A 15,547-nucleotide genomic window follows, 5' to 3' on the forward strand; every position below is an offset into this window, starting at 1 on the left:
GTGCAACTCCACTTGGTCGTGTAGGGGCTCAGGCTACGACACCTGGCCCGCTACGTTATAGGACTGTTGCACTTCGCGGGCGAATCCACCAGTGACATTGCTGTTTCGCATCTTCTTCTACCTCATCAGTGACTGAAAAATTAGCACGCCGCAGCATCTGTGAGCCAGACTCCACGCGTTCTTGGCAGTCTGCCAAAGCCATGCTCAATCAATGTGTCGCGAAGCAGTCTGTCGCAGAATGCCTCTGATGAATACGGGGTGCGGAAGATGTGCGCGGATCCAACTATGTTTTTCCTGAACGCAAGATTTGCGCCACCAGCAAGACGGTAGTATTTGCCATTCGGATATCCGGTCAAAACCTTGACCTTGGATGCCGCCTCGTCAATCGCATCCAGCATCCTGACTACCTCGCAAAGGTAATGCGGCGACGCTTCAGAGCCATCTTCTAAGAGGAATGAGCACTTCACAAATGAAAAGCCAGCTGGGTCCATGGACTGAAAAATCTGCTTCAGCGGCTCTGATATCAGCCAGTATCCCTTGAAGCCGCTATGCATGTCATTTGGCATATCACCAATGCGGCTGTCGTATCGCAGGCGTGGAGTTTCCTTCAATTCTGCAAGTCCTCCACGTTCCGATGGTTGGCTCATGTGCGCGGGGAATGGTACGTTCTTTTCATTCTCAAATTCCACGCCATTTCCCCGTCCTCCACCTCTCACGTCAGGCTCAAGGATATAGAACTCGCCCTTCTTCGGCTTATGGTGAGTTGTCATTGTTGACTCTTCTATTTCATTCATGGGCACAACTCCATAACGTTTCAGCATGTTTTTCCGCAATACTCCGAAATTGCAGGGCCAATGCGTTCAATAATTCCAGATCAGGTCGCGCTTGACGTTGATGCTTTGTTTCCAGTTGCAGCAACCGGTTGCCATCGGGCGGCGCGCCATGGCTGGTCCACTGGCCTTGGCTGTCTCGGTAATAGCGCCGGCCGTCGGAGGCGGTCAAGGCGTCCGGATCCGGGAGCATCTGCTGCACCGCCGGCGCCAGCGGCCAGCTCTCTGCCGCCCATCCATTACGGTAATGCGCAAGTTCATAGCGCGCGGCAATCGCGCCGGGGCTGTTGGCGGTGTTGCGGGCGATGGTGGCCTGCGCCTGCGTATCTAATTCCGCTGCGCGTGGGAGTGAGGCGGTTTCCTGCACATAGCTGCCGCGATCGTTGGCACCAGAGATGTCGGTCTTGACCAGGCGATGCCATTGGCCGTTGGAGTCATCGCGGATCCACTCGGCGCTTCTCAGGCTAGGGTGATCGCTGGCATTGGATGGTTGGCGATCGACGATGGGCGTGGCGATGGGGTTGTCCACGCCATCCTGGCTGGTGTCGGCCTGCCCATCGCGCGTCCACGCCGTGCCATTGAAGCTCCACGGCGTGCCGTCGTGATCGGTCTGACGATAGATGGCGCGGTTGTCGAGCAAGGCGGCGGCTTTCTCGCTGGCCACGCTCATGAAGTAGGCATCGGCGGCGATCAGCACCATCGGCCCGGCGCCGGAGCTGCCCAGCGCGTAGGCCGCCGCGCTACCGCCCGCCCAACCGCCGACATTGCGCCCGGTGAAGTGTGCCAGCTCCGATTGCGCGGCGAGCGGGTTGTCCTGGCCGAGCAAATGCGTGGCGCGTTGGCCGGTCATCACGGTGTCGGCGGCGGTGGCGAGCAGGCCAGCGGTGCGTAGCGCCTGGCCTGTTGATAGCTCGCCTGTCAACAGTTCGACGGTGGTGAAGCCGCGCTGAGAAAGCGGCGTGTACAAGTGCGGTGTGGAACCAGCGGCATGCGCGATGCGGAGGGGCGCATCACCCACCGCTGTAGGCGTGTCGTCCAGCACTTCGCTGACAAGTGCCGCTGTGGAGTCGGACAAGCGCACGCGCCCGGCACTTTCAGCATGCGCGATGGCCATCCGCAATTCCTCGCGGCCGGCGATCTCGCGGATCACGGCATCGCGTTCATCAGGCACAGCGACCAGAGTGCGCCCTGTCGCACGCGCCGTCTCGATGACCTTGGCAATGCGTTGCTCGGAGTGGGTGATAGCAGCCCATTCGGATTCCACCGCGCTCATCGAGCGCAGCGCCTTCAATTGATCGGCGTGCGTTGCGCGGTAACTGTCTAAATCGGAGAAGGTCTTGTGGTTCTGCGCGTTCGTATCGGCCTTGGTCAGACGATCTGGGATAGTGGTGAAAACATCGCCATTTATCAATGCGACTTTTAGGGTGTCTTGCAATTCGCGCACTTGACCGGCGACGCGCTGCAATGCGGCGGGGGCGTTGCGCATTGCAGCCTTGCCGTCCGGAGAGTCAAAAATATCTTCAAGATGAGCAATGAGTTCTTTTGTGTATGAACTCCGCGTACGACCACGATGTGGTGATGTTTCCAGCGTATCGGCGAGTTGGCCGCCTTTGGGCAAGTACAGCCGATTGACAGAGACATCGGCATCGATCAAACCATGCTCAGCCAGTTTTCTGAGCAAAGGATTCCGTAGAAAATTACTCTGCTCAATGACGTGATGGCTTTGAAGAAGCGAGTCATTAGCCGACATTTACATTGACTCCAGTCGCTCGAAGGGAAGCTCGGATCAGTAGTCTGCAGCGTCTATGAGCCAAACGCCGCGCGTCCGAGGCGACTTGCCAAACCCCTGCGCGATCAAGATATCGCGCAGGACGCGATCACAGAAAGCTACGGATGTGTAAGGTGTTCGAAAAATATGCGCATCCTCGATGGCGTCTGCTTTGAAAGCCAGCTGTCCGCCACCCGTAAGGCTGTAGTGCTTGCCGTGTTGATAGCCAGTTAATATCTTGACCTTGGATGCCCCTTCATCAATTGCCTCAATGATCCGCACGACTTCGCATAGGTAGTGCGGCGCTGCGGGCGAGCCATCTTCCAATCTGAAATCGCATGGCGCGAAAGCAAATCCCTCGGGATCTATCGATTGGAGCAGCTGCTTCAGTGGCTCTGAAACCAGCCAATACCCTTTTAAGCCGCTTTCAAGATCGTTTGGCATATCGCCGATGCGACTGTCGTAGCGCAGGCGCGGTGTTTCCTGCAATGCGGCCAGTCCCGCATCTTCTCCCGGTAGACTGTCAGCAATGGGGAACGGCACACTGTCTTCGTTCTCCAATTTCACACCGGGACCGCGACCGCTGCGCATATCTGGCCTGAGGATGTAGAACTCGCCTTTTCTGGGCGCATTCGGATGTATTGCTTGCGCTTGATTTGACTGGTTCATGGGTGTTCTCCGATCAACCCTGCATATAACCGAAATGCGATATCCGCTTTCATCAAGCGGGCGCCGCCAGCATACGCGATTTGTATGTTCTAACACCGCGCTGCAGATGGGCGATCGGACTGTCGGCGCCATAGTGGCCGCCTGGTTCGTGCTGCAGCTGCATGGCGCCATCGACTGCGAGCCCCTCCGCTTCGCGCGTGCGCTTCGTCGCCAGTTCGATCGCTTCGCGCCAGTGCGGCTGCAGCTGCGTGCCTACGATGCTGTAGCGGTACAGCGTTTGCGCGTGCTGTTGCTCCTGCGCCGACGGCGGCGATTGCCGGATGGCGGCGATCAGCTGCGCCTGCTCGGCCAGCGCCGGTTGCAGCAGTGCGCGCGTGGTCTCCAGTTCCAGCAACCGGTTGCCATCGGGCGGTGCGCCATGGCGGGTCCGCTGGCCTTGGCTGTCGCGATACTGGCGCTGGCCTTTTTCTGCATCCGCGACCACGCCGGTCTGCACCATGCCCATCGATTGCCTATCTGTGGGATTGCCTGAAGCCGGGCGAAAAACGCAAACGCCCGCAATGCGTCGAAGGCATTGCGGGCGTTGGTGAAGGCGGCAGGCCTTCGTTCTGCGGTGGTGTGGGCGTTACGCCTTGGGCGCGTCGCGCAGTTCGCGGCGCAGGATCTTGCCGACATTGGTCTTGGGCAGTTCTTTGCGAAACTCGACCACTCGCGGTTGCTTATAGCCGGTCAGGTTGGAACGGCAGTGCGCCTTGACGTCTTCGGCGGTCAGGGCCGGATCCTTCTTGACGATCACCACCTTGACGATCTCGCCGGACTTTTCATCCGGGACGCCGACGGCGGCCACTTCCAGGACGCCGGGCAGGGTGGCGACCACGTCCTCGATCTCGTTCGGGTACACGTTGAAGCCGGACACCAGGATCATGTCCTTCTTGCGATCGACGATGTAGACGAAGCCTTGCTCGTCCATGCGTGCGATGTCGCCGGTGTGCAGCCAGCCCTCGGCATCCATCACCTTGGCGGTCTCCTCGGGCTTCTTCCAGTAGCCCTTCATCACTTGCGGGCCCTTGAGGCACAACTCGCCGATCTCGCCGATCGGCAAGGTGTTGCCGGCGTCGTCCTTGATGCAGGCATCGGTGGAAGGAATCGGCAGGCCGATCGAGCCGTTGTAGTCCTTCAGGTCCATCGGGTTGATGCACGCGGCCGGAGAGGTCTCGGTCAGGCCGTAGGCCTCGACCAGGGTCTGACCGGTGACGTTCTTCCAGCGCTCGGCCACCGAACGCTGCACGGCCATGCCGCCGCCGAGGGTCATCTTGAGCGAGGAGAAGTCGATCTGGTCGAAGCCGGGTGTGTTGAGCAGGCCGTTGAACAGCGTATTGACACCGGTAAATGCGGTGAAGCGGGTCTTCTTCAGCTCCTTGACGAAGCCAGGCATGTCGCGCGGGTTGCTGATGAGGTGATTACAGCCGCCGACCTTCATGAAGACCAGGCCGTTGGCCGTCAGTGCGAAGATGTGATACAGCGGCAGCGCGGTGATGACCACCTCGTTGCCTTCTTCCATCTTGCCCGTGCCGGCGATCCACTGGTGCGCCTGCTGCATGTTGGCGACCAGGTTGCGGTGGGTCAGCATCGCGCCCTTGGCCACGCCGGTGGTGCCGCCGGTGTACTGCAGGAAGGCGATGTCGTCCGATTCCACCTGCACCGCAGGGACGTTGTGCTTGCTCCCGAGCGCGAGCGCCTCGCGGAAGCGGATGGCACCGTCGAGGCGGTAATCAGGCACCAGCTTCTTGATGTATTTGACGACGAAGTTGACCAGCGCGCCCTTGGGGAAACCAAGCATGTCGCCCAGCCCGGTGGTGATGACCTGCTTGACCGGCGTGTCGGCGATGACCTGCTGGACGGTGGTGCCGAAATTGTCGATGACCACCAGCACGCTGGCGCCGGAGTCGACCAACTGGTGCTTCAACTCGCGCGGGGTGTAGAGCGGATTGACGTTCACCACCGTCAGGCCGGCACGCAGGATGCCGAAGGTGGCGATCGGGTACTGCAGGCAGTTGGGCATCATCAGCGCGACGCGGTCGCCCTTCTTCAGCTGCAATTGGCCGAGCAGATAGCCAGCGAACTGGTCGACCAGGCGATCCACCTCGCGATAGGTGATGGTCTTGCCGAAGCTGTGATAGGCGGGACGATCGGCGAAGCGTTTGGCCGAGGTGGCGAACACCTCGGCGATGGTACGGAACTGCTCCAGATCGATCTCGGCGGCCACGCGGGCCGGATAGCTTTGCAACCAAGGACGTGCCTGATTCATCTGCCCCCCTCCAGGGTAATCGGTGCGCGACGCGGTGTTGTCCACGGCACTGCAGCTGTCGGCAGCATACCGTCATGAATGGAAAAGGCGAAGCGTGATGCACCGCAATATTCGGTAGCGGCCGGCAGCGGCGGGTGATGGCATCGCTGTGGATGCTGCTGCCTGTCGCCGGTAGGCCCGAGTTGTACGGGAGCGGCGCCTGCGGCAGACGATGGCGCCGATGCAGGCGGCGATCGAGGTTCATCGCGCGGCGCGCTGGTGGGGCAGGGCGCCGGCCGTCCGAACAGGGACAGGCCGGCCTGCCGGCCCCAGAAACGACATTCCCGCCACGCGGCGGGAATGTCGGCAGTGGTGCCGTACGGGGCGGTCAGGCGGCCTTGCGTGCAGCCAGTTGACGCAGCACGTATTGCAGCAGACCACCGTGCTTGAAGTACTCCACTTCCTTGGGTGTCAGCAGCAATACCTTGACCTGGAACTGCTTGACGCTGCCGTCGGACTTCTTCGCATCGACGTTGGCACGGCGGCTGGCGCCGTCCTGCAGGCCGGTGATGTCGAGCACTTCCGATCCATCCAGGCCAAGGCTTTGCGCGTTCTCGTTGTCCAAAAACTGCAGCGGCAGCACGCCCATGCCGACCAGGTTGGAGCGGTGGATGCGCTCGAAGCTCTCGGCGATCACCGCCTTGACCCCAAGCAGGTTGGTGCCCTTGGCTGCCCAGTCGCGCGAGGAGCCGGTGCCGTATTCCTTGCCGGCCAGCACCACCAGCGGCACGCCATCGGCCTTGTATTTCACCGCCGCATCGTAGATGGCGAGTTTTTCCGGCTGGCCGCCATTAGCCGGGTAGTACAGCGTGTTGCCGCCCTCTTCACCGCCGAACATCAGGTTCTTGATGCGGATGTTGGCGAAGGTGCCGCGCACCATCACATCGTCATTGCCGCGGCGGCTGCCGTAGCTGTTGAAGTCTGCCGGCTGCACGCCGCGTTCCTGCAGGAAACGGCCCGCCGGCGAGTCCTTTTTGATGTTGCCGGCCGGGGAGATGTGGTCGGTGGTGATCGAATCGCCGAACAGGCCCATGATGCGCGCACCGTGCACGTCGTCCACGTTTCCCACCTGCATGGTCATGCCGTCGAAGTAGGGCGGGTTTTTGATATAGGTGGAGGCGGCGTCCCATTCGTACAGCGCGCCATCCGGCGAGGCGATCGTGTTCCAGCGCGTGTCGCCCTTGAACACGTCGGCGTAGTTCTGCTTGAACATCTCCGGGCCGACGGTGGCGGCGATGGTGTCGCCGATTTCCTTGTTGCTCGGCCAGATGTCGCGCAGGTAGACCGGCTGGCCGTCGCTGCCGGTGCCCAGTGGCTCGGTGGTCAGGTCGATGTCGGTGGTGCCGGCGATCGCGTACGCCACCACCAGTGGCGGCGAGGCCAGGTAGTTCATCTTGACTTCGGGATGCACGCGGCCTTCGAAGTTGCGGTTGCCCGACAACACCGAGGTCACCACCAGATCATCCTTGGCAATCGCCGCAGACACGTCTTCCGGTAGCGGGCCGGAGTTGCCGATGCAGGTGGTGCAGCCGTAGCCGACTACATAGAAACCGAGTTTTTCCAGATCGGCGAGTACGCCGGCCTTGCTCAGATAGTCGGTGACTACGCGCGAGCCGGGCCCGAGCGAGGTCTTCACCCATGGCTGCGCCTTCAGGCCCCTGGCCGCCGCGTTACGCGCAAGCAGGCCGGCGCCGAGCATGACTGCCGGATTGGAGGTATTGGTGCACGAGGTGATGGCGGCGATGACCACCGAGCCGTCGCGCAGCTGCCAGCCGGCACCGCTGTCGGTGGCGTGCTCGGCGTGTGCGGCCTTGGCACCAACGGCGGTGCCGCCACCGCCTTCGTTTTTCAGCCGGTCTTCCTGCTTGAGATCGGTCAGCTTCTTGCTGCGTGCGTCGGCAAAGGGCTTGAGGCTTTCGCGATAGTTGCGCTGCATGTCTTCCAGCAGCACGCGGTCCTGCGGGCGCTTGGGGCCGGCCAGCGAGGGCTTGACCTCACCCATGTCCAGTTCCAGCGTGGCGCTGTACTGGGCGGGCGGGGTGTTGGCGTCGTGCCACAGGCCTTGCGCCTTGGCATAGGCTTCCACCAGCGCGATCTGCTCCTCGCTGCGGCCGGACAGGCGCAGGTAGGTCAACGATTCTTCGTCGACCGGGAAGATGCCGCAGGTGGCGCCGTATTCCGGTGCCATGTTGCCGATGGTGGCACGGTCTGCCAGCGGCAGGTGTTGCAGGCCCTCGCCATGGAACTCGACGAACTTGCCCACCACGCCGGCCTTGCGCAGCATCTGGGTGACGGTGAGCACCAGGTCGGTGGCGGTGGCGCCTTCGGGCAGCTTGCCGCTGAGCTTGAAGCCCACCACCTGCGGAATCAGCATCGAGGAGGGCTGGCCCAGCATCGCGGCCTCGGCCTCGATACCGCCCACGCCCCAGCCCAGCACGCCGATGCCATTAATCATGGTGGTATGGCTGTCGGTACCGAACACGGTATCGGGATAGGCAACCAGGGTGCCGTCCTTGTCGGCGCTCATCACCACGCGCGCCAGGTTTTCCAGGTTGACCTGGTGGACGATGCCGGTATTGGGCGGCACCACCTTGAAGTTTTCGAATGCCTTCTGGCCCCAGCGCAGGAAGCCGTAGCGTTCCTGGTTGCGCTGGAATTCGATCTTGCCGTTGAGGTCGAGCGCGTCGGGCTTGCCGAACACGTCCACCTGCACCGAGTGGTCGATGACCAGTTCGGAAGGAATCTGCGGGTTGATCTGGTCGGCCTTGCCGCCCAGCTTGACCACCGCATCGCGCATCGCGGCCAGGTCCACCACGCAGGGCACGCCGGTGAAGTCCTGCAGCACCACGCGCGCGGGCATGAAGGCGATTTCGATCTCCGGCTCGGCCTTGGGGTCCCACTTGGCGACCGCCTCGATATGGTTCTTGCCGACGGTCACGCCGCCGTCTTCGTGCCGGAGCAGGTTCTCCAGCAAGATCTTCATCGAGTAGGGCAGGTGGGCGATATCGAAGCGCTCGCCCAGTTTGGGCAGGCTGTAATAGTCGTAGCGCTTGCCGTGGACCTCAAACGAGGTGCGGGTGGAAAAGGAATCGCTCATGCATCACTCCTATGGCGTCGAAGGCTTTAGGTAGGGGTTAATTCTGAGTCATTCAGTGTGTACGTACGGTTTGTGTGCCCGTTCTGCGGGCTTGAGTATGGCAACCAAAGTATGTATAGTTCGTGCATACTTTATCCACGGAGCGCCCATGGAAGCCACCGTTGCCGAGCGCGGCCAGATCACGCTGCCCAAGGCGGTACGCGATGCCCTTGGGCTGACCAAGGGCACTACGCTCAAGGTCGAGCTGGAAGGGGGGCGCATCATCCTGCGCAAGAGTGTGGACGATGCGATTTCACGCGCACGCGGCCGCTTCAAGCTGGATGGCTTCGATAGCACCGACGATGCGATGCGTGCCATTCGCGGGCGTGCGCCGGGCGATCCGTTCGATCCTGAAGCCGGCGCATGATTGCCATCGATTCCTCGGTGCTGGTGGACCTGCTGGCCGACAGTGCGCAGGCAGACGCTGCCGAAGCCTGTTTGCGCCAGTGCCTGAGTACCGGGCCGGTCGTGGTGTGCGACGTCGTGCTGGCCGAAGTGTGCAGCGCGCTGCGCGACGGCGCCGAGGCGCTGTCGGTGCTGGAAGACATGAGCATCCGCTTCAATGCGCTGGAGGCCAAGTCGGCCCTGCGCGCCGGCGAGATGCAGCGTCGCTTCCGTGCGCGCGGCGGCAAGCGCGAGCGGGTGGTGGCCGATTTCCTGATCGGCGCCCACGCGATGCTGCAATGCGATGGCCTGATTACCCACGACGAGAAATTTTTCCGCGACTACTTCAAGGGCTTGAAGATCATCGTGCCCAAGCCCACCCCCTGATCCACGTTTCGCGTTTCTACACCTTACCGCTGTCTTTTTTGGAGAACCCGCATGTTGGAAGCCTATCGCCACCACGTTGCAGAGCGCGCCGCGCTCGGTATCCCGCCGCTGCCGCTGACCGCGCAGCAGACCGCTGAGGTCATCGAACTGTTGAAGGCGCCGCCGGCCGGCGAAGACGCCTTTCTGGTCGAGCTGCTGAGCCAGCGCGTGCCGGCCGGCGTGGACGATGCCGCCAAGGTCAAGGCATCGTACCTGGCCGCCGTGGCTTTCGGCACCGAAAAGACTGCGCTCATCAGCCCCACGCGTGCCACCGAGCTGCTCGGCACCATGCTGGGTGGCTACAACATCCAGCCGCTGATCGACCTGCTGGACAACGCCGAGCTGGGCACCACCGCCGCCGAAGCGCTCAAGCACACCTTGCTGGTGTTCGATGCGTTCCACGACGTGCAGGAAAAGGCGCAAGCCGGCAACGCGCACGCCAAGGCCGTGCTGCAGAGCTGGGCCGATGCCGAGTGGTTCACCAGCAAGCCGGAAGTGCCGCAGAGCATGACCGTCACCGTGTTCAAGGTGCCGGGCGAAACCAACACCGACGACCTGTCGCCGGCGCCGGATGCCACCACCCGGCCGGACATCCCGCTGCATGCGCTGGCGATGCTCAAGAACGCCCGCGAAGGCGCAGCGTTCGTGCCGGAAGAAGACGGCAAGCGCGGCCCGATCCAGGCCATTGCCGACCTCAAGGACAAGGGCCACCTGGTCGCCTACGTGGGCGATGTGGTCGGTACCGGTTCTTCGCGCAAGTCGGCCACCAACTCGGTGCTGTGGTGGACCGGCGAAGACATTCCGTTCATTCCGAACAAGCGCTTCGGCGGTGTGTGCCTGGGTAGCAAGATCGCGCCGATCTTCTACAACACCATGGAAGACGCCGGCGCATTGCCGATCGAGCTGGACGTGTCGCAGATGGAGCACGGCGACGTGGTCGAACTGCGTCCGTACGACGGCAAGGCGTTGAAGAACGGGCAGGTAATTGCCGAGTTCGCGATGAAGTCGGACGTGCTGTTCGACGAAGTGCGCGCCGGTGGCCGCATTCCGCTGATCGTGGGCCGTGGCCTCACCGCCAAGGCGCGCGAATTCCTCGGCCTGCCGGCGTCGGACCTGTTCCGTCTGCCGATGGACCCGCCGGACACCGGCAAGGGCTTCTCGCTGGCGCAGAAGATGGTCGGCCGCGCCTGTGGCTTGCCGGAAGGCCAGGGCATGCGTCCGGGCACCTATTGCGAGCCGAAGATGACTTCGGTGGGCTCGCAGGACACCACCGGCCCGATGACCCGCGACGAGCTGAAGGATCTGGCTTGCCTGGGCTTCTCGGCCGACCTGGTGATGCAGTCGTTCTGCCACACCGCCGCCTATCCGAAGCCGGTGGACGTCAAGACCCATCACACCCTGCCGGAGTTCATCTCCACCCGTGGCGGCGTGTCGCTGCGTCCGGGCGATGGCGTGATCCACAGCTGGCTCAACCGCATGCTGCTGCCCGACACCGTCGGCACCGGCGGTGATTCGCATACGCGTTTCCCGATCGGCATTTCGTTCCCGGCCGGTTCCGGTCTGGTGGCCTTTGCGGCCGCCACCGGCGTGATGCCGCTGGACATGCCCGAGAGCGTGCTGGTGCGCTTCAAGGGCGAAATGCAGCCGGGCGTGACCTTGCGTGACCTGGTCAACGCGATCCCGCTGTACGCGATCAAGGACGGTCTGTTGACGGTGGCCAAGCAGGGCAAGAAGAACATCTTCTCCGGCCGCATCCTGGAAATCGAAGGCTTGCCGAACCTGAAGGTGGAGCAGGCGTTCGAATTGTCCGATGCCTCGGCCGAGCGTTCGGCGGCCGGTTGCACCGTGCACCTGGACAAGGCACCGATCATCGAATACCTGACCAGCAACATCACCCTGCTGCGCTGGATGATTGCCGAAGGCTACGCCGATGCACGCACCCTGGGCCGCCGCATCAAGAAGATGGAAGAGTGGCTGGCCGACCCGCAGCTGCTGCAGCCCGATGCGGACGCCGAATACGCGGCGGTCATCGAGATCGACCTGGCCGACATCCACGAGCCGATCGTGGCGTGCCCGAACGACCCGGACGACGTCAAGACGCTGTCCGACGTGGCCGGTGCGGCGATCGACGAAGTGTTCATCGGTTCGTGCATGACCAACATCGGCCACTTCCGTGCCGCCGCCAAGTTGCTGGAAGGCAAGCGCGATATTCCGACCCGGTTGTGGGTGGCACCGCCGACCAAGATGGACGCTTCCGAGCTGACCAAGGAAGGCCATTACGGCACCTTCGGCGCGGCCGGTGCGCGCATGGAAATGCCTGGCTGCTCGCTGTGCATGGGCAACCAGGCGCAGGCACGGGAGGGCGCCACGGTGTTCTCCACCTCCACGCGTAACTTCCCCAACCGCCTGGGCCGCAACACCAATGTGTACCTGGGTTCGGCCGAGCTGGCGGCGATCTGCTCGCGTCTGGGCCGGATCCCGACCAAGGCGGAGTACATGGCCGACGTGGGTGTCATCAAGACCAGTGGCGAGCAGATCTATCGCTACATGAACTTCGACCAGATCCAGGAATACCAGGACGTGGCCGAGACGGTCGCTGCCTGAGTCGGCGAGCGATTGACGTGTAGAACGCAATGCCCGGCACTGCCGGGCATTGCGCTTTTTGAGCGATGGCCTGGCGTTGGCTTCACGATGCCGGGCGATAAGGCAACTGCCAGCTGACTGGTCTGGTGCATTGCAACAAAAATCTGATGTCGCGGTGGCTAGTGTCCGGCCTTCCCCCACGTGCCCTCGATGCCATGCCAACCTGCACGATCGCTGGTCAACCATTGCACTACACACAGTACGGCCAAGGTTTTCCAGTGTTGCTCGGCCACAGCTATCTTTGGGATGCGGACATGTGGGAGCCGCAGATCCAGGCCCTGTCGCCGCACTATCAGGTCATCGTTCCGGAGTTGTGGGGTCACGGGCAATCGGGGGGCTTGCCGGACCGCACCCAGGGAATCGACGATCTTGCACGGCAGATGCTTGGGTTGCTGGATGCGTTGGAGCTGCCGCAGTGCGCGGTGGTCGGCGTGTCGGTCGGTGGCATGTGGGGCGCGGAGCTGGCGTTGCTGGCACCGGCGCGGGTCCGCAGCCTGGTGTTGATGGAAACCTTCCTGGGTGCCGAGTCGCAGACAAGACGTTTACGTTGCTTCGGCCTGCTCGATGCGATCGAGGCGGCAGGGCAGGTGACGCCTGCACTGATCGAGGCGATCGTGCGGATCTTTTTCCGTCCGGGAACCGACCCGGGGTCTGCGCTGTCGGCGGCGTTTGCGCAGCGCCTGGCGAGGTTGTCGGTCGAGCAGCTGCGTGCGTCGATCGTGCCGCTGGGGCGGCTGATCTTCGGGCGTGCCGATCGGCTCGATGCAGTGTCTGCGCTGGATCCGGCGCGCACCTTCCTGCTCGGCGGCGCTGGCAACGTGGCACACCCGCCAGAAGAGGTGTGGAAGATGGCCGAGGCGATCTGCTGCGATTACGAACTGGTGCCCGATGCCGGGTACCTCGCCTCGCTGGAGAACCCGGCGTTCGTCAATGCGCAGTTGCTGGGGTGGTTCAAGCGCACCTTGCAGTGATGCTTGCTTGCGTGCGGGATGACGCTCGCAACCCCTCTCCCGCTAAGGCTGTGTGCCCAGCCAGGCTTCCAGCGCGGGTGCAGGCAGCGGGCGCGAGAAGAGATAGCCCTGCAGCACCTCGCAGCCCAGATCGGCAAGAAACAGACGCTGGGCCTCGTTTTCCACGCCCTCGGCGACCACGTGCTTGCGCAGGTGTTCGCCGATGCGCAATACCGAGGTGGTCAGCGCACGCGCATCCTCGCTGTGTTCGATGTCGCGCACGAAACTCATGTCCAGCTTGAGTTCGTCGATCGGCAGGCGGTGCAGATGGCTGAGGCTGGAGTAGCCGGTGCCGAAGTCGTCCAGCGACAACGTGATGCCGGCTTCGCGGATGGCATGCAGGTTTTCCAGGACACCGGGCTGGCCGGAGAGCATCACGCTTTCGGTCAACTCCAGGGTCAGGTCGGACGGTTGCACGCTCAGCTCGGCGATCAGCTGCAGCAGGTCCGGCAGCATGCGCGGACTCTCGAAGCCGCTGGCGGACAGGTTGACCGACACCCGGGCTACCGCAATGCCGCGCCTGCGCCAGTCGGCGATCTGTTCGCAGGCGCGGCGCAACACCCAGGCATTGAGCTGCGGCATCATGCCTTGCTCTTCGGCCACCGGCAGGAAACGCGCCGGCGACACCGCGCCCAGCTGGGGATGATTCCAGCGCAGCAACGCTTCCACGCCGTAGAGCGTGTGCGGCGTGGCGCTGTGCATCTGCGGTTGGTAGTGCAGCTGCAGCTGGTCGCGGTCGATGGCCTGGCGCAGTTCCGCCTCCAGTGCCACCCGCTCCTGCGCCATGCGATTCATGTCCGAACTGAAGAAACGGAAGCGTCCGCCGCCTTCCTTCTTGGCGCGGTTCATTGCCAGGTCCGCGTGGCGCAACAGGATGGTGATCTCGCGTCCATCCTCGGGAAACATCGCCACCCCGATGCTGGCCGAGGGATGCACGGTCAGGTGGCCGACCGTCAGCGGGCCGGCGATGGTGCTCAGCAGGCGCTCGGCGGCGGCACTGGCCTGCTCGGCGCCGCATTGCGGCAGGGCCAGGGCGAACTCGTCGCCGGCCATGCGCGCCAGCATGACGGTGGCCGGCAGCTGCTCGGCGATCCGCAATGCGATGTCACGCAGCAGGCCATCGCCGGCGGCATGGCCCTGGCTGTCGTTGATCAGCTTGAAGCGGTCGATGTTGACGAACATCAATGCCGCCGGCTCGCCGGCATATTCGGCCTGGGTCAGCGCCTGCTCGGCGCGGGCGCTGAACATGATGCGGTTGGGCAGGCCGGTGAGCGCATCGTAGAAGGCCAATTGATGCACGCGCTGCCGGATCTGCTCGCGTTCCAGTGCCAGCGTGCACAGCTGCTGGCACAGTTCGGTCAGCCGCACATGCCAGGCATCAGCGCGCTGCGGCTTGCGGTAGTACAGCGCAACGGTGCCCAGCACGCGCGCACTGTTGGAGCGGATCGGCGTGCTCCAGCAGGCGCGCAGGCCCATCGGCAAAAGCAGCTCGCGGTAGGCGGCGAACAGCGGATCGCTGGCAATGTCTTCCACCATCACCGCGCGACCGCGCCAGGCTGCGGTGCCGCAGGCGCCGGCACCGGGGCCGATCTTCAGGCCGTTCACCGCGTCGGCATACTCCGGCGGCAGGCTGGGTGCGGCCAGCGAATGCAGGTAGCCCTGATTGTCCGCACTCATCACCGTGGCCATCACCTCCGGCGCGATGCGTTCGACCTCGGTGCAGATCAGCGTCATCACTTCGATCAGCGGGCGCTCCTGCACCAGCGCTTCCAGCACGCGATGCTGCAGCACCTCGTGCATCTTGGTGTCGGTGATGTCGGTCAGCACTGCGACGTAGTGTGACGGATTGTGCTTGGCGTCGTAGATCGGGTTGAAGTTGAGCGAGATCCACAGCGGCGTGCCGTCCTTGCGATAGACCAATAGGTCGGCGCGGGTCTGTTGCAGGGCATCGGCACGGTCGCGGATTCGCGCCACCTCGTTCTGGTCGCTTTGCGCGCGGGTCAGCACGTCGGAGGGCCGTTGCCCCACCAGTTCGGCCTCGCTATAGCCGAACATGCGCTGGAAGCCGTCGTTGGCATACAGCAGCCGCGATTGCAGATCGCAAATGAGGATGGCGCTGCTGCTGCCGTCCAGGGCTTCAGACAACAGGCGCGCGCGGCGGTCGCGCGGGCGTTCGCCACGCATCACCATGCCGGCGGTGAGTGGGCCGGGCGTATTCGTGAGACTGCCGGCAGCGCGTATGGGAATGCCCGCACCGGCGACACCCGCGGCGGCACCGGCAGTGCCGTGTACCTCCGCTGGCGCGTTCGAATGCGGGGGACGCTCAGCCATGGA

9 protein-coding genes and 3 pseudogenes are annotated in these 15,547 nt (G+C 63.3%); 4 read left to right on the plus strand and 8 right to left on the minus strand.

The features are described from left to right. Positions 1-140: 140 nt before the first annotated feature. From XcuCFBP2542_RS14735 to acnA, 7 genes and pseudogenes are all read right to left on the minus strand, one after another. On the minus strand, positions 141-770 hold the full coding sequence (locus XcuCFBP2542_RS14735; RefSeq protein ID WP_104604381.1) for an imm11 family protein: 630 nt from the start codon (positions 768-770) through the stop codon (positions 141-143). Positions 771-828: 58 nt separating this feature from the next. After that, positions 829-1,326 (minus strand): annotated as a pseudogene (locus XcuCFBP2542_RS20325) (hypothetical protein); the annotation flags it as partial. A 3-nt stretch (positions 1,327-1,329) separates the two neighbouring features. Further along, a pseudogene (locus XcuCFBP2542_RS20330) lies at positions 1,330-2,295 on the minus strand (hypothetical protein); the annotation flags it as partial. A gap of 321 nt (positions 2,296-2,616) precedes the next feature. After that, positions 2,617-3,267 (minus strand): imm11 family protein, encoded by a 651-nt coding sequence (locus XcuCFBP2542_RS14745; RefSeq protein WP_104604385.1) that lies wholly within the window; start codon positions 3,265-3,267, stop codon positions 2,617-2,619. A 94-nt stretch (positions 3,268-3,361) separates the two neighbouring features. After that, positions 3,362-3,739: pseudogene (locus tag XcuCFBP2542_RS14750) on the minus strand (hypothetical protein); the annotation flags it as partial. Positions 3,740-3,892: 153 nt separating this feature from the next. Further along, a complete protein-coding gene (gene rpfB / locus XcuCFBP2542_RS14755) occupies positions 3,893-5,575 on the minus strand; it encodes a fatty acyl-CoA ligase RpfB (protein WP_104604436.1) in 1,683 nt (560 codons plus the stop codon). 367 nt (positions 5,576-5,942) lie between these two features. Then, the gene (gene acnA, locus XcuCFBP2542_RS14760; protein ID WP_104604387.1) at positions 5,943-8,711 is read right to left on the minus strand and encodes an aconitate hydratase AcnA; all 2,769 of its coding nucleotides are present in this window, start codon (positions 8,709-8,711) and stop codon (positions 5,943-5,945) included. 148 nt (positions 8,712-8,859) lie between these two features. Here acnA and XcuCFBP2542_RS14765 point away from each other — a divergent pair, with 148 nt between their 5' ends. The 4 genes from XcuCFBP2542_RS14765 to XcuCFBP2542_RS14780 all read left to right on the plus strand — a co-directional run bounded on the left by XcuCFBP2542_RS14765 (position 8,860) and on the right by XcuCFBP2542_RS14780 (position 13,174). Next, positions 8,860-9,117 (plus strand): AbrB/MazE/SpoVT family DNA-binding domain-containing protein, encoded by a 258-nt coding sequence (locus XcuCFBP2542_RS14765; protein ID WP_104604389.1) that lies wholly within the window; start codon positions 8,860-8,862, stop codon positions 9,115-9,117. Next, entirely contained in the window at positions 9,114-9,521 is a 408-nt protein-coding gene (locus tag XcuCFBP2542_RS14770) for a type II toxin-antitoxin system VapC family toxin (RefSeq protein WP_104604391.1), read from the plus strand. The genes XcuCFBP2542_RS14765 and XcuCFBP2542_RS14770 overlap by 4 nt, the downstream gene beginning before the upstream one ends. 51 nt (positions 9,522-9,572) lie before the next feature. Beyond that, positions 9,573-12,164 carry a bifunctional aconitate hydratase 2/2-methylisocitrate dehydratase gene (gene acnB / locus XcuCFBP2542_RS14775; protein ID WP_104604393.1) on the plus strand — a complete coding sequence of 864 codons (2,592 nt, stop codon included), beginning with the start codon at positions 9,573-9,575 and terminating at the stop codon, positions 12,162-12,164. Between the two features lie 194 nt (positions 12,165-12,358). Continuing rightward, positions 12,359-13,174 (plus strand): alpha/beta fold hydrolase, encoded by an 816-nt coding sequence (locus XcuCFBP2542_RS14780; protein WP_104604395.1) that lies wholly within the window; start codon positions 12,359-12,361, stop codon positions 13,172-13,174. A 42-nt stretch (positions 13,175-13,216) separates the two neighbouring features. Here XcuCFBP2542_RS14780 and XcuCFBP2542_RS14785 read toward each other — a convergent pair whose 3' ends face one another. After that, on the minus strand, positions 13,217-15,544 hold the full coding sequence (locus tag XcuCFBP2542_RS14785; protein ID WP_223214426.1) for a sensor domain-containing protein: 2,328 nt from the start codon (positions 15,542-15,544) through the stop codon (positions 13,217-13,219). Between the last annotated feature and the right edge of the window lie 3 nt (positions 15,545-15,547).

The organism is Xanthomonas cucurbitae (assembly GCF_002939885.1).
GTDB lineage: Bacteria > Pseudomonadota > Gammaproteobacteria > Xanthomonadales > Xanthomonadaceae > Xanthomonas > Xanthomonas cucurbitae.

Bases quoted from the DNA above. Each gene is read 5' to 3' on its own strand.
- XcuCFBP2542_RS14735 (WP_104604381.1), bottom strand. From the start codon at position 770: ATGACAACTCACCATAAGCCGAAGAAGGGCGAGTTCTATATCCTTGAG.
- XcuCFBP2542_RS14745 (WP_104604385.1), bottom strand. From the start codon at position 3,267: ATGAACCAGTCAAATCAAGCGCAAGCAATACATCCGAATGCGCCCAGA.
- rpfB (WP_104604436.1), bottom strand. From the start codon at position 5,575: ATGAATCAGGCACGTCCTTGGTTGCAAAGCTATCCGGCCCGCGTGGCC.
- acnA (WP_104604387.1), bottom strand. From the start codon at position 8,711: ATGAGCGATTCCTTTTCCACCCGCACCTCGTTTGAGGTCCACGGCAAG.
- XcuCFBP2542_RS14765 (WP_104604389.1), top strand. From the start codon at position 8,860: ATGGAAGCCACCGTTGCCGAGCGCGGCCAGATCACGCTGCCCAAGGCG.
- XcuCFBP2542_RS14770 (WP_104604391.1), top strand. From the start codon at position 9,114: ATGATTGCCATCGATTCCTCGGTGCTGGTGGACCTGCTGGCCGACAGT.
- acnB (WP_104604393.1), top strand. From the start codon at position 9,573: ATGTTGGAAGCCTATCGCCACCACGTTGCAGAGCGCGCCGCGCTCGGT.
- XcuCFBP2542_RS14780 (WP_104604395.1), top strand. From the start codon at position 12,359: ATGCCAACCTGCACGATCGCTGGTCAACCATTGCACTACACACAGTAC.
- XcuCFBP2542_RS14785 (WP_223214426.1), bottom strand. From the start codon at position 15,544: ATGGCTGAGCGTCCCCCGCATTCGAACGCGCCAGCGGAGGTACACGGC.